The 14,866-nt window shown below is 62.3% G+C and carries 14 protein-coding genes; 7 read left to right on the forward strand and 7 right to left on the reverse strand.

Features of this window, described 5'->3' with window-relative positions; translation table 11 throughout:
• The first annotated feature begins 4 nt into the window (after nt 1-4).
• Nucleotides 5-1,222 (forward strand): ATP-binding protein, encoded by a 1,218-nt coding sequence (locus HWU94_RS00710; RefSeq protein WP_185173874.1) that lies wholly within the window; start codon nt 5-7, stop codon nt 1,220-1,222.
• 96 nt (nt 1,223-1,318) lie between these two features.
• Here HWU94_RS00710 and HWU94_RS00715 read toward each other — a convergent pair whose 3' ends face one another.
• From HWU94_RS00715 to paaA, 6 genes are all read right to left on the reverse strand, one after another.
• Nucleotides 1,319-2,089 carry an enoyl-CoA hydratase/isomerase family protein gene (locus HWU94_RS00715; protein WP_185173875.1) on the reverse strand — a complete coding sequence of 257 codons (771 nt, stop codon included), beginning with the start codon at nt 2,087-2,089 and terminating at the stop codon, nt 1,319-1,321.
• 13 nt (nt 2,090-2,102) lie between these two features.
• Nucleotides 2,103-3,257, reverse strand: coding sequence for a 1,2-phenylacetyl-CoA epoxidase subunit PaaE (paaE, locus tag HWU94_RS00720; RefSeq protein WP_185173876.1), 1,155 nt, complete (start codon nt 3,255-3,257; stop codon nt 2,103-2,105).
• A gap of 14 nt (nt 3,258-3,271) precedes the next feature.
• The gene (gene paaD, locus HWU94_RS00725) at nt 3,272-3,868 is read right to left on the reverse strand and encodes a 1,2-phenylacetyl-CoA epoxidase subunit PaaD (RefSeq protein WP_185173877.1); all 597 of its coding nucleotides are present in this window, start codon (nt 3,866-3,868) and stop codon (nt 3,272-3,274) included.
• 77 nt (nt 3,869-3,945) lie between these two features.
• On the reverse strand, nt 3,946-4,773 hold the full coding sequence (gene paaC / locus HWU94_RS00730) for a 1,2-phenylacetyl-CoA epoxidase subunit PaaC (RefSeq protein ID WP_185173878.1): 828 nt from the start codon (nt 4,771-4,773) through the stop codon (nt 3,946-3,948).
• Nucleotides 4,770-5,081, reverse strand: a complete 312-nt coding sequence (gene paaB / locus HWU94_RS00735) for a 1,2-phenylacetyl-CoA epoxidase subunit PaaB (RefSeq protein WP_135013116.1) — start codon at nt 5,079-5,081, stop codon at nt 4,770-4,772. Before paaB ends, paaC begins: the two co-directional genes overlap by 4 nt.
• A 2-nt stretch (nt 5,082-5,083) precedes the next feature.
• The gene (gene paaA, locus HWU94_RS00740) at nt 5,084-6,100 is read right to left on the reverse strand and encodes a 1,2-phenylacetyl-CoA epoxidase subunit PaaA (protein ID WP_185173879.1); all 1,017 of its coding nucleotides are present in this window, start codon (nt 6,098-6,100) and stop codon (nt 5,084-5,086) included.
• 202 nt (nt 6,101-6,302) lie between these two features.
• On the opposite strand from paaA, the gene HWU94_RS00745 reads away from it, so the two are divergent.
• Together HWU94_RS00745 and HWU94_RS00750 are read left to right on the forward strand one after the other, a co-directional pair.
• Nucleotides 6,303-7,802, forward strand: coding sequence for a CoA-acylating methylmalonate-semialdehyde dehydrogenase (locus HWU94_RS00745; protein ID WP_185173880.1), 1,500 nt, complete (start codon nt 6,303-6,305; stop codon nt 7,800-7,802).
• A 12-nt stretch (nt 7,803-7,814) separates the two neighbouring features.
• On the forward strand, nt 7,815-8,900 hold the full coding sequence (locus HWU94_RS00750) for an enoyl-CoA hydratase/isomerase family protein (RefSeq protein ID WP_185173881.1): 1,086 nt from the start codon (nt 7,815-7,817) through the stop codon (nt 8,898-8,900).
• A 110-nt stretch (nt 8,901-9,010) separates the two neighbouring features.
• Here the strand turns inward: HWU94_RS00750 and HWU94_RS00755 are convergent, their stop codons facing one another.
• Nucleotides 9,011-10,780, reverse strand: coding sequence for an AMP-binding protein (locus HWU94_RS00755; RefSeq protein ID WP_185173882.1), 1,770 nt, complete (start codon nt 10,778-10,780; stop codon nt 9,011-9,013).
• Nucleotides 10,781-11,068: 288 nt separating this feature from the next.
• Here HWU94_RS00755 and HWU94_RS00760 point away from each other — a divergent pair, with 288 nt between their 5' ends.
• From HWU94_RS00760 to HWU94_RS00775, 4 genes are read left to right on the forward strand one after another with little or no spacing between them, the layout of a single operon-like run.
• On the forward strand, nt 11,069-12,274 hold the full coding sequence (locus HWU94_RS00760) for an acyl-CoA dehydrogenase family protein (protein WP_185173883.1): 1,206 nt from the start codon (nt 11,069-11,071) through the stop codon (nt 12,272-12,274).
• A gap of 33 nt (nt 12,275-12,307) precedes the next feature.
• Complete coding sequence (locus tag HWU94_RS00765; protein WP_185173884.1) at nt 12,308-13,069, forward strand: SDR family oxidoreductase; 762 nt, start codon at nt 12,308-12,310, stop codon at nt 13,067-13,069.
• A gap of 54 nt (nt 13,070-13,123) precedes the next feature.
• Nucleotides 13,124-14,053 carry a 3-hydroxyisobutyrate dehydrogenase gene (mmsB, locus tag HWU94_RS00770; protein ID WP_185173885.1) on the forward strand — a complete coding sequence of 310 codons (930 nt, stop codon included), beginning with the start codon at nt 13,124-13,126 and terminating at the stop codon, nt 14,051-14,053.
• A gap of 26 nt (nt 14,054-14,079) precedes the next feature.
• Nucleotides 14,080-14,859: an enoyl-CoA hydratase gene (locus HWU94_RS00775; RefSeq protein WP_185173886.1), complete on the forward strand. Its 780-nt coding sequence runs from the start codon at nt 14,080-14,082 to the stop codon at nt 14,857-14,859.
• Nucleotides 14,860-14,866 lie beyond the last annotated feature (7 nt).

The following is a 14,866-nucleotide window of genomic DNA, read 5'->3' on the forward strand; positions in this document are numbered from 1 at the left end:
AAATATGGCTGAACTGTTTGAGCGTGACCGATACCTTGAATTCCTGACAAACATTGACGACCCCGCCCTCGTCCGTATCATCACGGGAGTACGTCGCTGCGGTAAATCAGCTCTCCTCAGTATGTACCGAAGCTATCTCATTGCCCAAGGTGTAGGCCCCTCACAAATCCTCACCATCAACTTTGAGGATATGGCCTACGACCACCTGCGTAATGCTCAGTCCTTTCACGACCATGTCCTTGACGCCATCAATAACAGCGAGGTCCGCTACCTCCATATTGACGAGGTCCAAGAACTCAATGACTGGGCCCGGGTCATTAACTCATTGCGAACCCGGGAGAACCTAGAAATATGCGTTACCGGCTCGAACGCCTCCCTGTTCGTCTCAGAATCAATGACCTATCTCGCGGGCCGCTACATTGAAATCCCCATGTACCCGCTGTCGCTTGCAGAGTTCACTCGCTTCCGCCAAAAAATTGGGGTGACCTACACGGGGGTGGAGCAGGCTTACCAGCAGTGGCTTCGCTGGGGCGCTTTTCCTGCTTCGGCAATAACGCACGATGAGGAAATCGTCAGGCAGCTCAACAGCGGCCTTTTTGACTCAATCTTTACACGCGATATCGCCCTGCGGGGGCAGATTAGGGATACAGAGACTTTTCTGCGCGTTGCCCGTTTTGTCTTCGATAATGCAGGTTCTGAGCTCTCAACTCTTTCTATTGTGAAACAGCTCAGGGCCCAGGGGCGCGGTGCGTCGTCAGAGCTGGTGGACCGCTACCTGCAACTCATGGTGGATGCACACCTGCTGTACCGGTGCCGCCGGTATGACACCCAGGGTAAGCAATGGTTGCGGACTAACGGGAAGATGTATTTCGTGGACCCTGGCCTGCGTAACTCTCTTCTGGGGCCACGCGACTTTAACCGGGGCCGGGACCTAGAGAATATGGTGTTTTTGGAGTTGAAGCGGCGGGGCTTTGACGTGATGACTGGTCAGGTGCCCGGTGGCGAGATTGATTTTGTGGCGCGCCGTGATGGGCACGCTCTCTACATTCAAGTGGCTCTTTCTACCGATTCTGAACAGACTTTAGCCCGTGAGCTGGCTCCTTTTGATCGCCTTCCGGCGGGGGCTCATTGTCTTTTGCTGACAGGAGATAGGTTCGCCCCAGCAACGGGTGAGGTGAAGTGGCGGGACGTGTTTGATGTGCTAGCGGGTGCTCCCCTGTAGCGGGCAACCCCTCATCGAGATGCGCGGTTTCCTTCCAGATGCGCGAGGAACCCGCGCATCTGGAAGGAAACCACGCAGGTCCTAGCCCGAGTGCCCTTACTTCCCTCTAAAAACCGGTGTGCGCTTTTCGGTGAAGGCGGCGAAGCCTTCGGCGTAGTCGGCGGAGGCGCACAAGTCGCCTTGGGCGCGGTTCTCGGCTTCCACGGACTCCCAGAGGCCCACCCGCGCGTCGCGCACCTGCGCCACCAGCTGCTTAGAAGCCAGGAAAGCCCCCGTAGCACCGGCGGCCACCTGCGTCACCTTGGCGCGGGTGAAGTCCAACAGCTCGTCGGCGGGCACTACCCGGCTAAAGAGCCCAGCAGCCACCGCCTCAGCCCCAGAGATTAGGTCAGCCGTATAAATCAGGTCCAGGGCCCGGTGGGCGCCCAGCCGCTCCACAAAGAGGGCGTGCCCACCAGAATCCAGGGTGGCACCCAGGTTGGCAAAGGGGGAGCCGATCTTGGCGTTCTCGGCCACATAAACCACGTCCGTGGCAATAGCCAGGCCCAGCCCAACCCCCAGGCAGGGGCCCTGCACCGCCGCGAAAGTCGGGGCAGGGAAAGCGCTCATCTTCTTCAGCAGCGGGGTCACCTGACCGGCCAGGTAGCCGTAGGCGTCGTCCTCAGCAGGCACCAGACCGGCGATGTCGCGCCCGGCGCAGAAACCGCGCCCCTCCCCTCGCAGAAGCAGGGCGCGGACGCCCGCCGCAGCCGCCTCGTCATAGGCGGCAGAAAGCTCGGCCAGGGCGGCCTCGTTCACGGCGTTCATTTTTTCGGGGGCGTTCAGCACGACCTCGGCAACAGCGCCCTCAATGGTCAGATCAATCACGGCTTCACCCTTCCTAGGCGTCGAAGTCTACGGTTACGGCGTCGGAGCAGGGGCGGGTCTGGCAGGTGAGAATGTAGCCGGCCTCGACCTCGTCCTTCTCCAGGGCGTAGTTTTCTTCCATCTTCACGTCGCCCGAAACTACCTTGGCGCGGCAGGTGCCGCAGACACCGCCGGCGCAGGCGAAGGGAACATCGGCACGCACGCGCAGGGCGGCGTTCAGCAGGGTCTCGTTGGCTGAAATAGGTGACTCCACAGAAGAGGAGGTGCCATCGAGGGTAAAGGAGATGGAGTAGTTGGCCCCGGACGGGTCGGCTTGAACCGCACGCCCCTGCTGGCCTGCGGGGGCGTCCTCGGGGCGGCCGGTGGTGAAGAGCTCAAAACGGACGTCTTCTTCGCGTACCCCGCGTTCGGCGAGGGTGTCGCGGCAGAGCTGGACCAGCTCAAAAGGCCCGCAGAGGAACCACTCATCGGCCTTATCCACCTGAATCACGTGATCGAGCAGGGCGTTGAGTTTTTCGTCGTCAATGCGACCGCTCATGAGCGGGTTGATGCGCTGTTCACGGGAAAGCACGTGGTGAACTGCGAAGCGGGTGGGGTAGCGGTCTTTGAGGTCCCCGATTTCTTCGGCAAACATGACGTCCAGGGCCGACTTGTTGGCGTAGACCAGGTCAAAGGTGCTGGCTTCGCTTGCAGAAAGTACGGCCCGGGCGATAGCCATGATGGGGGTGATGCCGGAGCCAGCGGCAAAGGCCACCAGGTGCTCGCCACCTGCGGCAGTAGCGTCCTGGGCAATCTTCTCGGGGTCGTTGAGCCCGGTGACGGTGCTCTTAGAAACGAAGGCACCCTGGGGGTTCATGACGTCAATCTGCTGGCCGGGTGCTAGGGTGTCGTTGGCCCAGTTGGAGAAGAGGCCGCCGAAGTCGCGCTTGATAGCGATTTTGATTTCGCCGGGGGTGGGTTCGGCGCAGATGGAGTAGGAGCGGCGAACCTCTTGCCCGTCAATCTGGGCGCGCAGAGCCACGTACTGGCCGGGGAGGTAGTCGTAGTCGTCTACTAGTTCCTGAGGTACAGCGAAGGTTACTTCTACTGAGTCCTTGGTGAGCTTGCGGACCTTGGTGACGGTCAGGGCGTTGAAGGTGGCGCGGCGGCGGGTGGGTGTCTCGGTCATGGCGGGTGCAATCCTTAGTGAATTTTGAAGTAGTCAAAGGGCTCGCAGCAGGCGGTGCACTGGTAGAGGGCCTTGCAGGAGGTGGAGCCAAAGCGGGTGAGTTCTTTGGTATCTAGTGAGTGGCAACGGGGGCATTTGACGGCTAAGCCCAGGGTGACTGGCCCGGCGGCGGCTTGCCCAGTGGGCGGGGCAATACCGTATTCGGCCAGGCGGTCTTTACCTGCCTGACTCATCCAGTCGGTGCTCCAGGCGGGTGAGAGCACGAGCTCCACCAGCGGTATCTGGTGGCCGTGGTCTGTGAAGACCTGGCGGATGCTGGCGGTGATGCTTTCCATGGCCGGGCACCCGGAGTAGGTGGGGGTGATGACGACTACCGGCTGGCCGTCGTCCCCGTAGCGGGCCGCTCGTAGGATGCCCAGGTCGGCGATGGAGAGTACCGGGATTTCGGGGTCAGCCACCTTGGCGGCTAGCTCCCACAGGACGGTGTCAGAACCGGCGGGCGCTGGGACGGTGCTTTCAGCTTCTCGGGGTGGGGCTGTGTAGCCGGAGTCCTGGTCAAAGCCGAAGCTGAAGTCGATTCCGGCGCTCGCGGCTTCGCTGGGGTGTGTCATCGGGGCACCTCCTTGTGCATGTGATGAGCTAGCGGGGTTGGTGGGGCCGGGAGCACCGGGGTGGTGCTCCCGGTTTTTTACCAGGTGGCGCCGGGGTGGGCACGGGCCAGCACCTGAAGCTCGGCCAGAATATGGCCGCGGTGTTCGCTCATGGCACCGGAGCGGTCGCCGCCGCGGGCCTGGGGAACATCGGGAACCTGGAGCTGGGCTTCGCCGATGATGGTGTGGAGCCGCTTTTCAAACCGTTCGCGCAGGCTCGAGGGGAGAACCGCGATACCGGGCAGGGAGCGTACTACCTCGTCGTCGTAGAAGAGCTCGTCGATGTAGGGCCACATGTAGTAGAGGCCCTCTTGCATGCGGCGGTTTGATTCTTCGGTGCCGATGCCCAGTCGCAGGGTCCAGGCGGTGGCGTGGTCCTGGTGGTAGGCCACTTCTTTGAGGGCCTTGGCGGCAATAGCGGCCAGGGTGGGGTCCTGGGAGTTGACGAGCTCGGAGTAGAGCTCGTACTGGTAGTAGGAGAAGATGAGCTGACGGGCGATAGTCTGCCCAAAGTCACCGTTTTCCTGCTCGGTCAGGCGGGCTGAACGGAATTCTTCTTCGTCACGGAAGTAGGCCAGGTCGTCCTCGGTCTTGCCCCAGGCGGTGCCCGCGTAGGTGAGGAAGAAGCGGGCGTGGCCGATCAGGTCGAGGGCGATGTTGCCGAGGGCGATGTCTTCTTCGAGTTCGGGTGCCCGGGAAATCCAGTGGGCCAGGCGCTGGCCCAGCATGAGGGCATCGTCGCCCAGGGCCAGGGCGTAGCGGGCTACTTCTTCGCTGGCCTGCACGCCGGAAGCTGCGATATCTTCGGCGACGATGGATTCGCCTTCACTGTGGCGGGTCGCTGATTCGAAGGATGCGTAACTCATAGGTGCTTTACTCCTTCGCTCTTGGTGTAGTAGGTGGCGTGGCGGTAGCTCTTGCCCTGGGACGATTCAAAGAAGCCGCCCTTGGAGTCGGGGTCGGAGGCCAGGATAGCTTCGGCGGGTACAACCCAGACGCTGGTGCCCTCGTTGCGGCGGGTGTAGAGGTCGCGGGCGTTGCGCAGGGCCATGGTGGCGTCGGGGGCGTGCAGGGAGCCTGCGTGCACGTGGGAGAGGCCGCGGGATGAGCGGACGAAGACCTCCCAGAGGGGCCATTCGTTGGATTCGGGCAGGTGGGCGATGTTCTCGGTCATGGTTAGGCTCCTAGCAGTTCGGAGTGCTGTTCTGCGGTTTTACGGGCGTATTCGGCGGCGGCTTCGCGCACCCAGGCCCCTTCTTCGTGGGCGGCGCGGCGTCGCTGCATGCGCTGGACGTTGCAGGGGCCGTTACCCGAGATGACGGAGTTGAACTCGTCCCAGTCCAGCGGCCCGTAGTCGTAGTGGCCGCGTTCTTCGTTCCACTTGAGGTCGGGGTCGGGCAGGGTGAGGCCGAGGGCTTCTGCCTGGGGGACTAGCATGTCGATGAAGCGCTGGCGCAGCTCATCGTTGGAGAAGCGCTTGATGTTCCAGGCCATGGACTGCTGGGAGTTGGGGGAGTCGGCGTCCGGCGGGCCAAACATCTGCAGGGCGGGGCCGTAGAAGCGGTTGACGGCGTCCTGGGCCATCTTCTTCTGGGCGGGGGTGCCGTGGGAGAGTTCGTAGAGGATTTCCCAGCCCTGGCGCTGGTGGAAGGATTCTTCCTTGCAGATGCGCACCATGGCTCGGCCATAGGGGCCGTAGGAGGCTCGGCAAAGGGGCACCTGGTTGCAGATAGCGGCCCCGTCAACCAGCCAGCCGATGGCACCCATGTCTGCCCAGGTGCGGGCGGGGTAGTTAAAGATGGAGGAATACTTAGCGCGGCCTTCGAGCAGCTGCTCGTTGAGGATGTGGCGGGGGGTGCCGAGGGTTTCGGCGGCGGAGTAGAGGTAGAGGCCGTGACCGGCTTCGTCCTGCACCTTGGCCATGAGAATGGCCTTGCGCTTGAGGGAGGGGGCGCGGGTAATCCAGTTGGCTTCGGGTTGCATGCCGATGATTTCGGAGTGGGCGTGCTGGGAGACCTGGCGGGTGAGGGTCTTGCGGTACTTTTCGGGCATCCAGTCACGGGGTTCGACGCGGGAGTCGTCGGCGATGAGCTTGTCGAAGTAGGCCTGCTCGGCTTCTTCGTTGAGGACGTTCTCGCCCGCCTGGGCGTCGGCGACGGGGGAGAGGTCGGGGTTCTTCGTCGTTGAAGTCATGTCTGGCTCCTTGCGGGTGCGGGCTGCTCGGGGCGAGGCAGCCCCGTCTGCACTAATTACTGACCGTTCGTTCAGAATATAGTCTTGAGCGCATCACGGTCAAGCGTAATCTTGGGATTGACCTCTATGCACCCGTCTATTTTTTCTGTATCGTGTGAGCTGATGCACAGAAATCTGTGCGCCCTCACGGAAGGAGGCTTCGATGACGAAGCAGTTAACCCACTACGTTGGCGGCGCCCATCGCCCCGGAACCTCAGGTCGTTTCGCCGATGTCTACAACCCCAGCACCGGCCAGGTGCAGGCCCAGGTGCCCCTGGCGTCCGCTGATGAGGTGCGCGATGTTATCGCCAACGCTGCAGAAGCCCAGGCCAAGTGGGCTGCTACCAACCCCCAGAAGCGCGCCCGTATTCTGCACCGCTTCGTGGATCTGGTCAACCAGAACGCCGACGAACTGGCCGAGATGCTTTCGCTCGAACACGGCAAGACCGTAGCTGACGCCCACGGCGATATCCAGCGTGGCCTTGACGTTGTCGAATTTGCCACCGCCGCCCCCCACCTACTCAAGGGCGAATACTCCGACTCCGTAGGCACCGGCATCGACGTGTACTCCATGCGTCAGCCCCTGGGTGTGGTCGCTGGTATTACCCCCTTTAACTTCCCGGCCATGATTCCCCTCTGGAAGTGTGGCCCCGCAATCGCAGCCGGTAACGCCTTCGTCCTTAAGCCCTCAGAGCGTGACCCCTCCGTGCCCCTGCGCCTGGCTGAGCTCTGGACTGAAGCCGGCCTGCCCGACGGCATCTTCAACGTGGTCAACGGCGATAAGGAGGCCGTTGATACCCTGCTCGATGACCCCCGCATTAAGGCCGTCGGCTTCGTGGGCTCCACCCCCATCGCCCAGAGCATCTACGAGCACGCCGCCCGCACCGGCAAACGCGCCCAGTGCTTCGGCGGTGCCAAGAACCACCTGATTATCATGCCTGACGCAGACCTCGACCAGGCGGCCGACGCCCTGATCGGCGCAGCCTTCGGCTCTGCCGGTGAACGCTGCATGGCTATCTCGGTGGCCGTGCCCGTCGGCCGGGCCACCGCCGACGCCCTGGTTGAAAAGCTGGTCGAGCGCACCAAGACCCTCAAGGTCGGCCACGCCCTTGACCCTGAGGCGGACTTCGGCCCCGTCGTTGCCGCCAGCGCCCTCGAACGCATCGAAGGCTACATCGCCGCCGGCGAGAAGGAAGGCGCCGAGCTACTGGTGGACGGACGCGGCGTTAAGGTTGAAGGCCACGAGGGCGGCTACTACGTCGGCGCTACCCTCTTCGATAAGGTCACCACCGATATGTCCATCTACCGCGAAGAAATCTTCGGCCCCGTCCTTTCCGTGGTGCGCGTCGATGACTTCGAAGAGGCCCTGGCCCTGCCCACCAACCACGAGTTTGGCAACGGCGTTGCCATCTACACCCGCGACGGCGACACCGCCCGCGAATTCGCCCGCCGCGTCGATGTGGGTATGGTAGGTGTGAACGTGCCGATCCCTGTGCCCATTGCCTACTACACCTTTGGCGGCTGGAAGGCCTCCGGCTTCGGCGACCTCAACCAGCACGGGCCCGACGCTTTCCGCTTCTACACCAAGACCAAGACGGTAACATCCCGCTGGCCCTCCGGCATTAAAGAGGGTGCCAGCTTCGTTATGCCCACCGGCAACTAAAGGAGGCCCACCGTGACCGATACGCCCGGCACCCAGCCGACCGAGAGCGTCCTGACCGAAAAACGCGGCAGTCTGGGGGTTATCACCCTTAACCGCCCACGCGCGGTCAATGCCCTCAACGCCGAGATGATGGAGCTGATGAACGCAGCCCTGGACGACTTCGAACAGGACGCCGGCATCACCGCCGTACTCCTGCGCGGCGCCGGTGAACGGGGTCTTTGCGCAGGTGGCGACGTGGTAGCCCTCTACAAGGCCACCGGCGAAAACCCGGATCAGGGCGTGGATTTCTTCCGAGTGGAGTACACCCTGGACCTGCGTATTTCCCGCTACCCTAAGCCCTTCATCTCCCTCATGGACGGCCTGGTGCTGGGTGGCGGCGTGGGCGTCTCAGCCCATAGCTCCCACCGCATCGTCACCGAACGCACCCGCACCGGCATGCCTGAAACCGTCATCGGCTTCTGCCCCGATGTGGGTGGCCTTAACATCCTGGCCCGCGCCCCGCAGAACCTTGGCACCCTCATGGCCGTCACTGGCCTGCACGTGACCGGGGCGGACGCGCTCGCCGTCGGCATGGCTGATTATTTCGTGCCGTCTGAGAAGCTTGATGACCTGGTCGCTGCCCTTGAGAAGGTCGAGGGGGCGGACGCCGTCACCCGCGTCATTGAGGGCTTTGCGGCTGATGCGCCTCCCTCCCCGCTCGTGGAGAACGCCCACTGGATTGAGGGTGCTTTTGCCGCCGATACCGTTGAGGAAATCCTTGAGAAGGTCCAGGCGGTGGCTGATTCGGGGGCGGACGGCACCGAGTTCGCCGGTACGGTTCTGGCAGCCCTGCAGAAGAACGGGCCGACCGGTATGAAGGTGGCTCTGGAGGCTGTGCGTCGGGCTGGTACCCAGACCCTGGCAGAGACCCTGAATCAGGATTTCATCACCTCTTGTAATGCCCTGGCCCATCACGATATGCGTGAGGGTATCCGGGCTCAGGTGGTCGATAAGGACCGTAACCCGCAGTGGTCCCCTGCCAGCCTCGCGGAGGTCTCGCGCGAGAGCGTCCTGGCCTTCTTTACCCCCACGAAGGCGGGGGAACTGGGCCTAGCCTAGAGACGCAGTCACCCCATTACGAATGTGACTCATATTCCCGAAAGGGTGTTGTTTTAACGCCCGCTTGGGAATATGAGTCACATTCGTTGTAGAGAAAGATAGCTTGCCTACTAGCCCTTGAGGTCCGGGAAGTCCGTGTCGGCGAACTCGTGGCCGTAGCCTTCGGTGGTGGTGCGGGCGGCCAGAGCTGCGGCGCTCTTCTCGCCGTGGCGGCCGTGGAACTCGTTCTCACGGGCCCGCAGTTCCACACGGCGAATCTTGCCCGAAATGGTCTTGGGCAGCTCGTAGAACTCGATGCGGCGCACCCGCTTGTAGGCAGCCAGGTGGTCGCGGGCGTACTTGAGAATATCCTTCGCGGTCTCAGCCGTTGGCTCGTGCCCAGCGGCCAGCACAATGTAAGCCTTGGGCACAGCCAGGCGGATCTCGTCGGGTGAGGGCACTACCGCAGCCTCAGCCACAGCTGGGTGCTCAATGACCACGGACTCCAGCTCAAAGGGGGAGAGCTTGTAGTCGGAGGCCTTGAAGACGTCGTCGGCGCGGCCCACATAGGTGAGCACCCCGTTCTCGTCCCGCTCGGCAATATCGCCGGTGTGGTAGAAGCCCCCGCGCATGGTGTCCTCGGTCTTTTCGGGGTCCCCCTTGTACTGGGTCATCAGGCCCAGCGGGCGGGCATCGCCCAGGCGAATGCAGATCTCACCCTCGGTTTCAGAAATCTCATCGGTAGCCGGGTCAATCAGCACAATGTCGTAGCCGGGCAGGGGCTTGCCCATAGCGCCAATCTTGATGGGCTGGCCGGGTGTATTGGCAATCTGCACGGTGGATTCGGTCTGCCCAAAGCCGTCTCGAATATCCACACCCCAGGCGGTTTTTACCTTGGAAATTACCTCGGGGTTCAGCGGTTCACCTGCGGCAACGACCTTGGTGGGCGGGGTTGCCAGCTGGCTCAGGTCAGCCTGAATGAGCATGCGCCAGACGGTGGGCGGGGCGCAGAAGCTGGTGACCCCGAACTTCTCCATGTTCTGCATGAGAGCAGCGGCATCGAAGCGGGAGTAGTTGTAGATAAAGACGGTTGCCTCAGCAATCCAGGGGGTAAAAATGTTGGACCAGGCGTGCTTGGCCCAGCCGGGTGAAGCCACATTCAGGTGCACGTCGCCGGGGCCCATGCCAATCCAGTACATGGTCGAAAGGTGGCCCACCGGGTAGGAGGTGTGGGTGTGCTCCACCATCTTGGCCCGTGAGGTGGTGCCCGAGGTGAAGTACCAGAGCAGGGGCTCGTCGCCCCGGGTGGGGGCATCCGGGGTGAAATCGGTGGGAGCGGACGCCGCATCCAGGTAGTTCAGGTGGGGGTGCTTGGTCAGGGCCCCTTCGGTCTTACCGTCTGTTTCAATCACGGTGAAGTTGCCTTCAACCCGCTCGAATTTGGGCACATTCTTGCTGTTAGTAATGACCCATTCGACCGTGCCACGGCTGATGCGTTCATCGAGGTCAACCGGCTCAAGCATCTCGGTGGAGGGCATGAGAATAACGCCCAGCTTGATACCGGCGAGCATGAGTTCCCAGAGCTCTACCTGGTTGCCCAGCATGAGAATCACACGGTCACCGCGCTTCACGCCTACCGACCGTAGCCAGTTAGCCACCTGCGATGACCGCTGAGACATTTCTGCATAGCTCACGCTTACGCTGGAACCGTCCTGCTCCGCGATAATCAGGGCTGGGGCGTCCTTGCGTTCCTCGCTGGCAGCTACCTGGTCAAACCAGTCGAGGGCGAAGTTGAAGTGCTCAAACCGGGGCCAGGTGAACTGTTCGCGCGCGGCGGCGTAGTCTTCGCGCAGGGCGACAAGCTGATCGCGAATGGTGCGGAACTCTTCGGTAACGCTCATGAGTAACCTCTTTCGGCAATAAACCACACAAGAATAGTGGCGCGGGTCACGATAGGGTGCTGTGAGTCACTATAGGGGAGGGGTGGCACCCCTGCCAAGACCCTGTGGAAAAATCAACGACGGCGAGCCTGTCTGTGCGTAACGAACCAATTAATTCCTCCAAAAGCTACCCGGCGGCCCCCAAGGTGGAGTACATTCAGAGCTAAATATGGCTTGACTCACACAAAAAGTGCGGGTGAACCCCGCCCGTGAGTTGCACACGACGACGTTGCACAGGAGAGCTACCCTATGAACACCCACATCCGCGGAATGGTCAAAAACCCACCCGAAAAGCCCCTGCCCTTCCCCGACATCGACCCCTTCGGCGTCCTTAACCTGCTGCCCGACCACGAAAAAGAGTGGTTCTTGCGCATCCGCACCTACCTACAAGAAGAAGTGCGCCCCCACATCGTTGACTACTGGAACACCGAAGAATTCCCCCTGCACCTGCTCGAAGGTATGGCTGAAGTGGGCCTGGCCCGCCTTGAAACCAGCGGCACCTCCTGGCTCTTCCGCGGCCTGGTCTACGCAGAAGTGACCCGGGTAGACGTCTCACTCTCAGCCCTGGTTGGTATTCACAACGAGCTGGTGCTCGGCATGGTCAATATTCTCGGCTCTGACGAGCAGAAAGACGAGATGCTCTCAAAACTCGAAAGCTTTGAACTCACCGGCGCTTTTGCCCTGACCGAGCCCGACCACGGCTCCGATATCGCCGGCGGCCTCGAAACCAGCGCCACCTTTGACGGCGAAAACTGGGTCATCAACGGCGAAAAACGCTGGATCGGCATGGGCACCATCGCCGACTTTGCCCTGGTCTGGGCTCGCGATACCGCCGACCAGCAGATTAAGGCCTTCATTGTCCCCACCGATGCCCCCGGCTATGAGGCTGAGAAAATTCGCAACAAGATCGGCCTGCGCGTCATGCAGAACGCCCACATCACCCTCACCGACGTGAAGGTGCCCGCTAACGCCCACCTGCCCGGGGCCGTCAACTTCGACGCCGCCAACGAGATGCTGCGCAACTCCCGCGCCTGGGTGGGCTGGCAGGGCTACGGTATTCAGCTGGGTATCTTCGATATCGCCCGCGACTACGCCATCACCCGCCAGCAGTTCGGCAAGCCCCTGGCTAAGTTCCAGCTCGTCCAAAAGAACATCGCAGAAATTATGAGCAACACCCAGGCAGCCCTGGGGCTCATGATGAACTGCGCCCGCATGCAAGAAAACGGAACCCTCGACATGGTTCACGCCGCCATGGCCAAGGCCACCACCACCAAGCTGGCCCGGCAGAGCGCCTGGCTGGGCCGGGAAATCCAGGGTGGCAACGGCATGACCACCGACTACGAGATGGCCAAGTTCTTTGGGGACGCCGAAATCCTCTACACCTACGAGGGCACCTACGAAATCAACTCCCTCATCGTGGGCCGGGCCCTGACCGGCTACTCAGCCTTCGTCTAAAACCCTCACCTTCCACCTGAAAGAGAGAGCATCATGGATCTCACCAACACCACCGCCCTGGTTACGGGCGCAGCCTCGGGTATCGGAGCAGCAACCGCCCGCGCCCTGGTTGCCCGTGGCGTGCACGTCTACGGCCTCGACCTTCCCGCCGGTATCGAGAAGGCCGGGGAGGTTGAGGGCGTCACCTTCCTGCCCGGCGACGTCACCGACTACGCTGCCGTTGAAGCTGCCTTCGAACGGGTGGGGCAGGACGAGCGCCCCCTACGCACCGTGGTCAACTGCGCCGGTATTGCCACGGGGGCCCGCGTCCTCTCCAAAAGGGGGCCGCACGACCCTGCCCTCTTCGCTAAAACCGTCAGCATTAACCTCAACGGCACGTTCAATGTGCTCACGGCCGGGGCAGCCCTGATGGCCACCCAGGAGCCGGTGAAAGGCACAGCCGGGAGGGGCGTCATTATCAACACCGCCTCTATCGCCGCCTATGAGGGGCAGATTGGTCAGATAGCCTACGCGGCATCAAAGGGCGGGGTCGTAGCCCTGACCCTGCCCGCGGCCCGAGATCTGGCTAGCTCAGGAATTCGCGTGAACACTATCGCCCCGGGCATCGTGGACACCCCGCTCATGGCTGGCATTACCGAAGAGTTCCGCGAAGAACTCGCTCAAAACGTACCCTTCCCGCAGCGCCTCGCGGCCCCCGCTGAATACGCCGACCTGGCTGTTTTTATCGCCGAGCACGACTACATCAACGGCGAAACAATCCGCATGGACGGTGCCCTGCGCATGGCCCCCCGCTAGGCCTCACCCCGGAACCGACGAAACAGAATAGCCCACCTTATAAGGGAGAAGAAGATGACAACCACACCCACTATCGCTTTTATCGGCCTGGGGCACATGGGCGGCTACATGGCAGCCAACCTGGTTTCTGCAGGCTACACCGTGCACGGCTTCGACCTGGTGCCCGCAGCGCTCGATGCCGCCCGTGACCGCGGAATCCAGGTCGCTGCCAGCGGTGAAGAGGCCGCTGCCCAGGCCGATATCGTCATCACTATGCTGCCTGCTGGCCAGCACGTTCTGGGAGCCTACGGCGGACGCGAGGGGCAGGGCGGTCTGCTGGCTGCAGCCAAGCCCGGCACCCTCTTCGTGGACTGCTCCACCATCGAGGTAGAGCACGCCCGCCAGGCAGCCGACCTAGCTGTGCAGGCCGGTATGCGGGCCGTCGATGCTCCGGTTTCCGGCGGTATGGTGGGGGCCGAACAGGGCACCCTCACCTTCATGGTGGGCGGCGCTGAGGCGGACGTAGAGCAGGTGCGCCCCCTGCTTGAGGTGATGGGCAAGAAGGTGGTGCATTGCGGTACCAATAGCACCGGCCAGGCCGCCAAAATCTGCAACAACATGCTGCTGGGCATCACCATGGTGGGTGCCTCCGAGGCCTTCGTGCTGGGCGAGCGTCTGGGGCTCGACGCCCAGGTTCTCTACGACGTCATTTCCACTTCGTCCGGCTACTGCTGGGCGGTGAACGTCAACTGCCCGGTGCCCGGCCCCGTGCCCGGGTCGCCCGCTAACCGCGACTACGAACCGGGCTTCGCTACCGCCCTCATGAGCAAGGACATGGGTCTGGCAGTTGCTGCCCTCGACACCGCAGGGGTTAACGGCGAACTCGGCAAGCACGCCGCAGATATCTATACTCACCTGGTAGAAGAAGGGCGCGGCACTAAGGACTTCTCAGATGTCATTAACGCCATCCGCGAGGCCGACGGCTCACCCGTCTCAGGTATCTAAACCGCTCACAGCAAGGAGAAACACCCGTGACTACCTACGAGAATATTCTGGTTGAAACCCGCGGCCGGGTGGGGCTGATTACTCTCAACCGCCCCAAGGCCCTCAATGCCCTCAACGATGCCACCATGCGCGAGGTTGTTGCCGCCGCAACCGACTTTGACCGCTCACCCGAGGTGGGGGCTATCGTCCTGACCGGTAGCGAAAAAGCGTTTGCCGCCGGTGCCGATATCAAGGAGATGTCGTCCCAGACCTATGCCAGCATGTACGCGGCCGACTGGTTTGCCCACTGGGACAACCTCACCCGCCTGCGCACCCCTATCGTGGCTGCCGTTAACGGCTACGCCCTGGGCGGCGGGTGCGAACTGGCCATGATGGCCGACATGCTGGTCGCCGGGCCCTCTACCAAGTTCGGTCAGCCCGAAATCAACCTGGGAGTCATCCCCGGCATGGGTGGCTCCCAGCGCCTTACCCGCGCTGTGGGCAAGGCTAAGGCCATGGACCTCTGCCTGACCGGGCGCTTTATGGGGGCGGACGAAGCCGAGCGGGCAGGGCTGGTGTCCCGCCTGGTGGAGCAGGACGCGGACGTCCTCCCCACCGCCCTTGAGATGGCGGAGGTAATTGCCTCTAAGTCAAAGTTTGTGGCCCAGGTCTGCAAGGAGGCTGTCAACGCCGCCTTTGAGACCACCCTGGCCCAGGGTGTTGCTTTTGAGCGCCGCACCTTCCACGCTCTTTTTGCAACCGAGGACCAGAAAGAGGGTATGGCTGCCTTCGTTGAGAAGCGGGAGGCTGATTTTAAGCACCGCTAAAGTGTTG

The organism is Rothia nasimurium (genome assembly GCF_014217215.1).
Lineage (GTDB): Bacteria > Actinomycetota > Actinomycetes > Actinomycetales > Micrococcaceae > Rothia > Rothia avistercoris.

Bases quoted from the DNA above. Each gene is read 5' to 3' on its own strand.
- HWU94_RS00710 (WP_185173874.1), top strand. From the start codon at position 5: ATGGCTGAACTGTTTGAGCGTGACCGATACCTTGAATTCCTGACAAAC.
- paaE (WP_185173876.1), bottom strand. From the start codon at position 3,257: ATGACCGAGACACCCACCCGCCGCCGCGCCACCTTCAACGCCCTGACC.
- paaD (WP_185173877.1), bottom strand. From the start codon at position 3,868: ATGACACACCCCAGCGAAGCCGCGAGCGCCGGAATCGACTTCAGCTTC.
- paaC (WP_185173878.1), bottom strand. From the start codon at position 4,773: ATGAGTTACGCATCCTTCGAATCAGCGACCCGCCACAGTGAAGGCGAA.
- paaB (WP_135013116.1), bottom strand. From the start codon at position 5,081: ATGACCGAGAACATCGCCCACCTGCCCGAATCCAACGAATGGCCCCTC.
- paaA (WP_185173879.1), bottom strand. From the start codon at position 6,100: ATGACTTCAACGACGAAGAACCCCGACCTCTCCCCCGTCGCCGACGCC.
- HWU94_RS00745 (WP_185173880.1), top strand. From the start codon at position 6,303: ATGACGAAGCAGTTAACCCACTACGTTGGCGGCGCCCATCGCCCCGGA.
- HWU94_RS00755 (WP_185173882.1), bottom strand. From the start codon at position 10,780: ATGAGCGTTACCGAAGAGTTCCGCACCATTCGCGATCAGCTTGTCGCC.
- HWU94_RS00760 (WP_185173883.1), top strand. From the start codon at position 11,069: ATGAACACCCACATCCGCGGAATGGTCAAAAACCCACCCGAAAAGCCC.
- HWU94_RS00765 (WP_185173884.1), top strand. From the start codon at position 12,308: ATGGATCTCACCAACACCACCGCCCTGGTTACGGGCGCAGCCTCGGGT.
- mmsB (WP_185173885.1), top strand. From the start codon at position 13,124: ATGACAACCACACCCACTATCGCTTTTATCGGCCTGGGGCACATGGGC.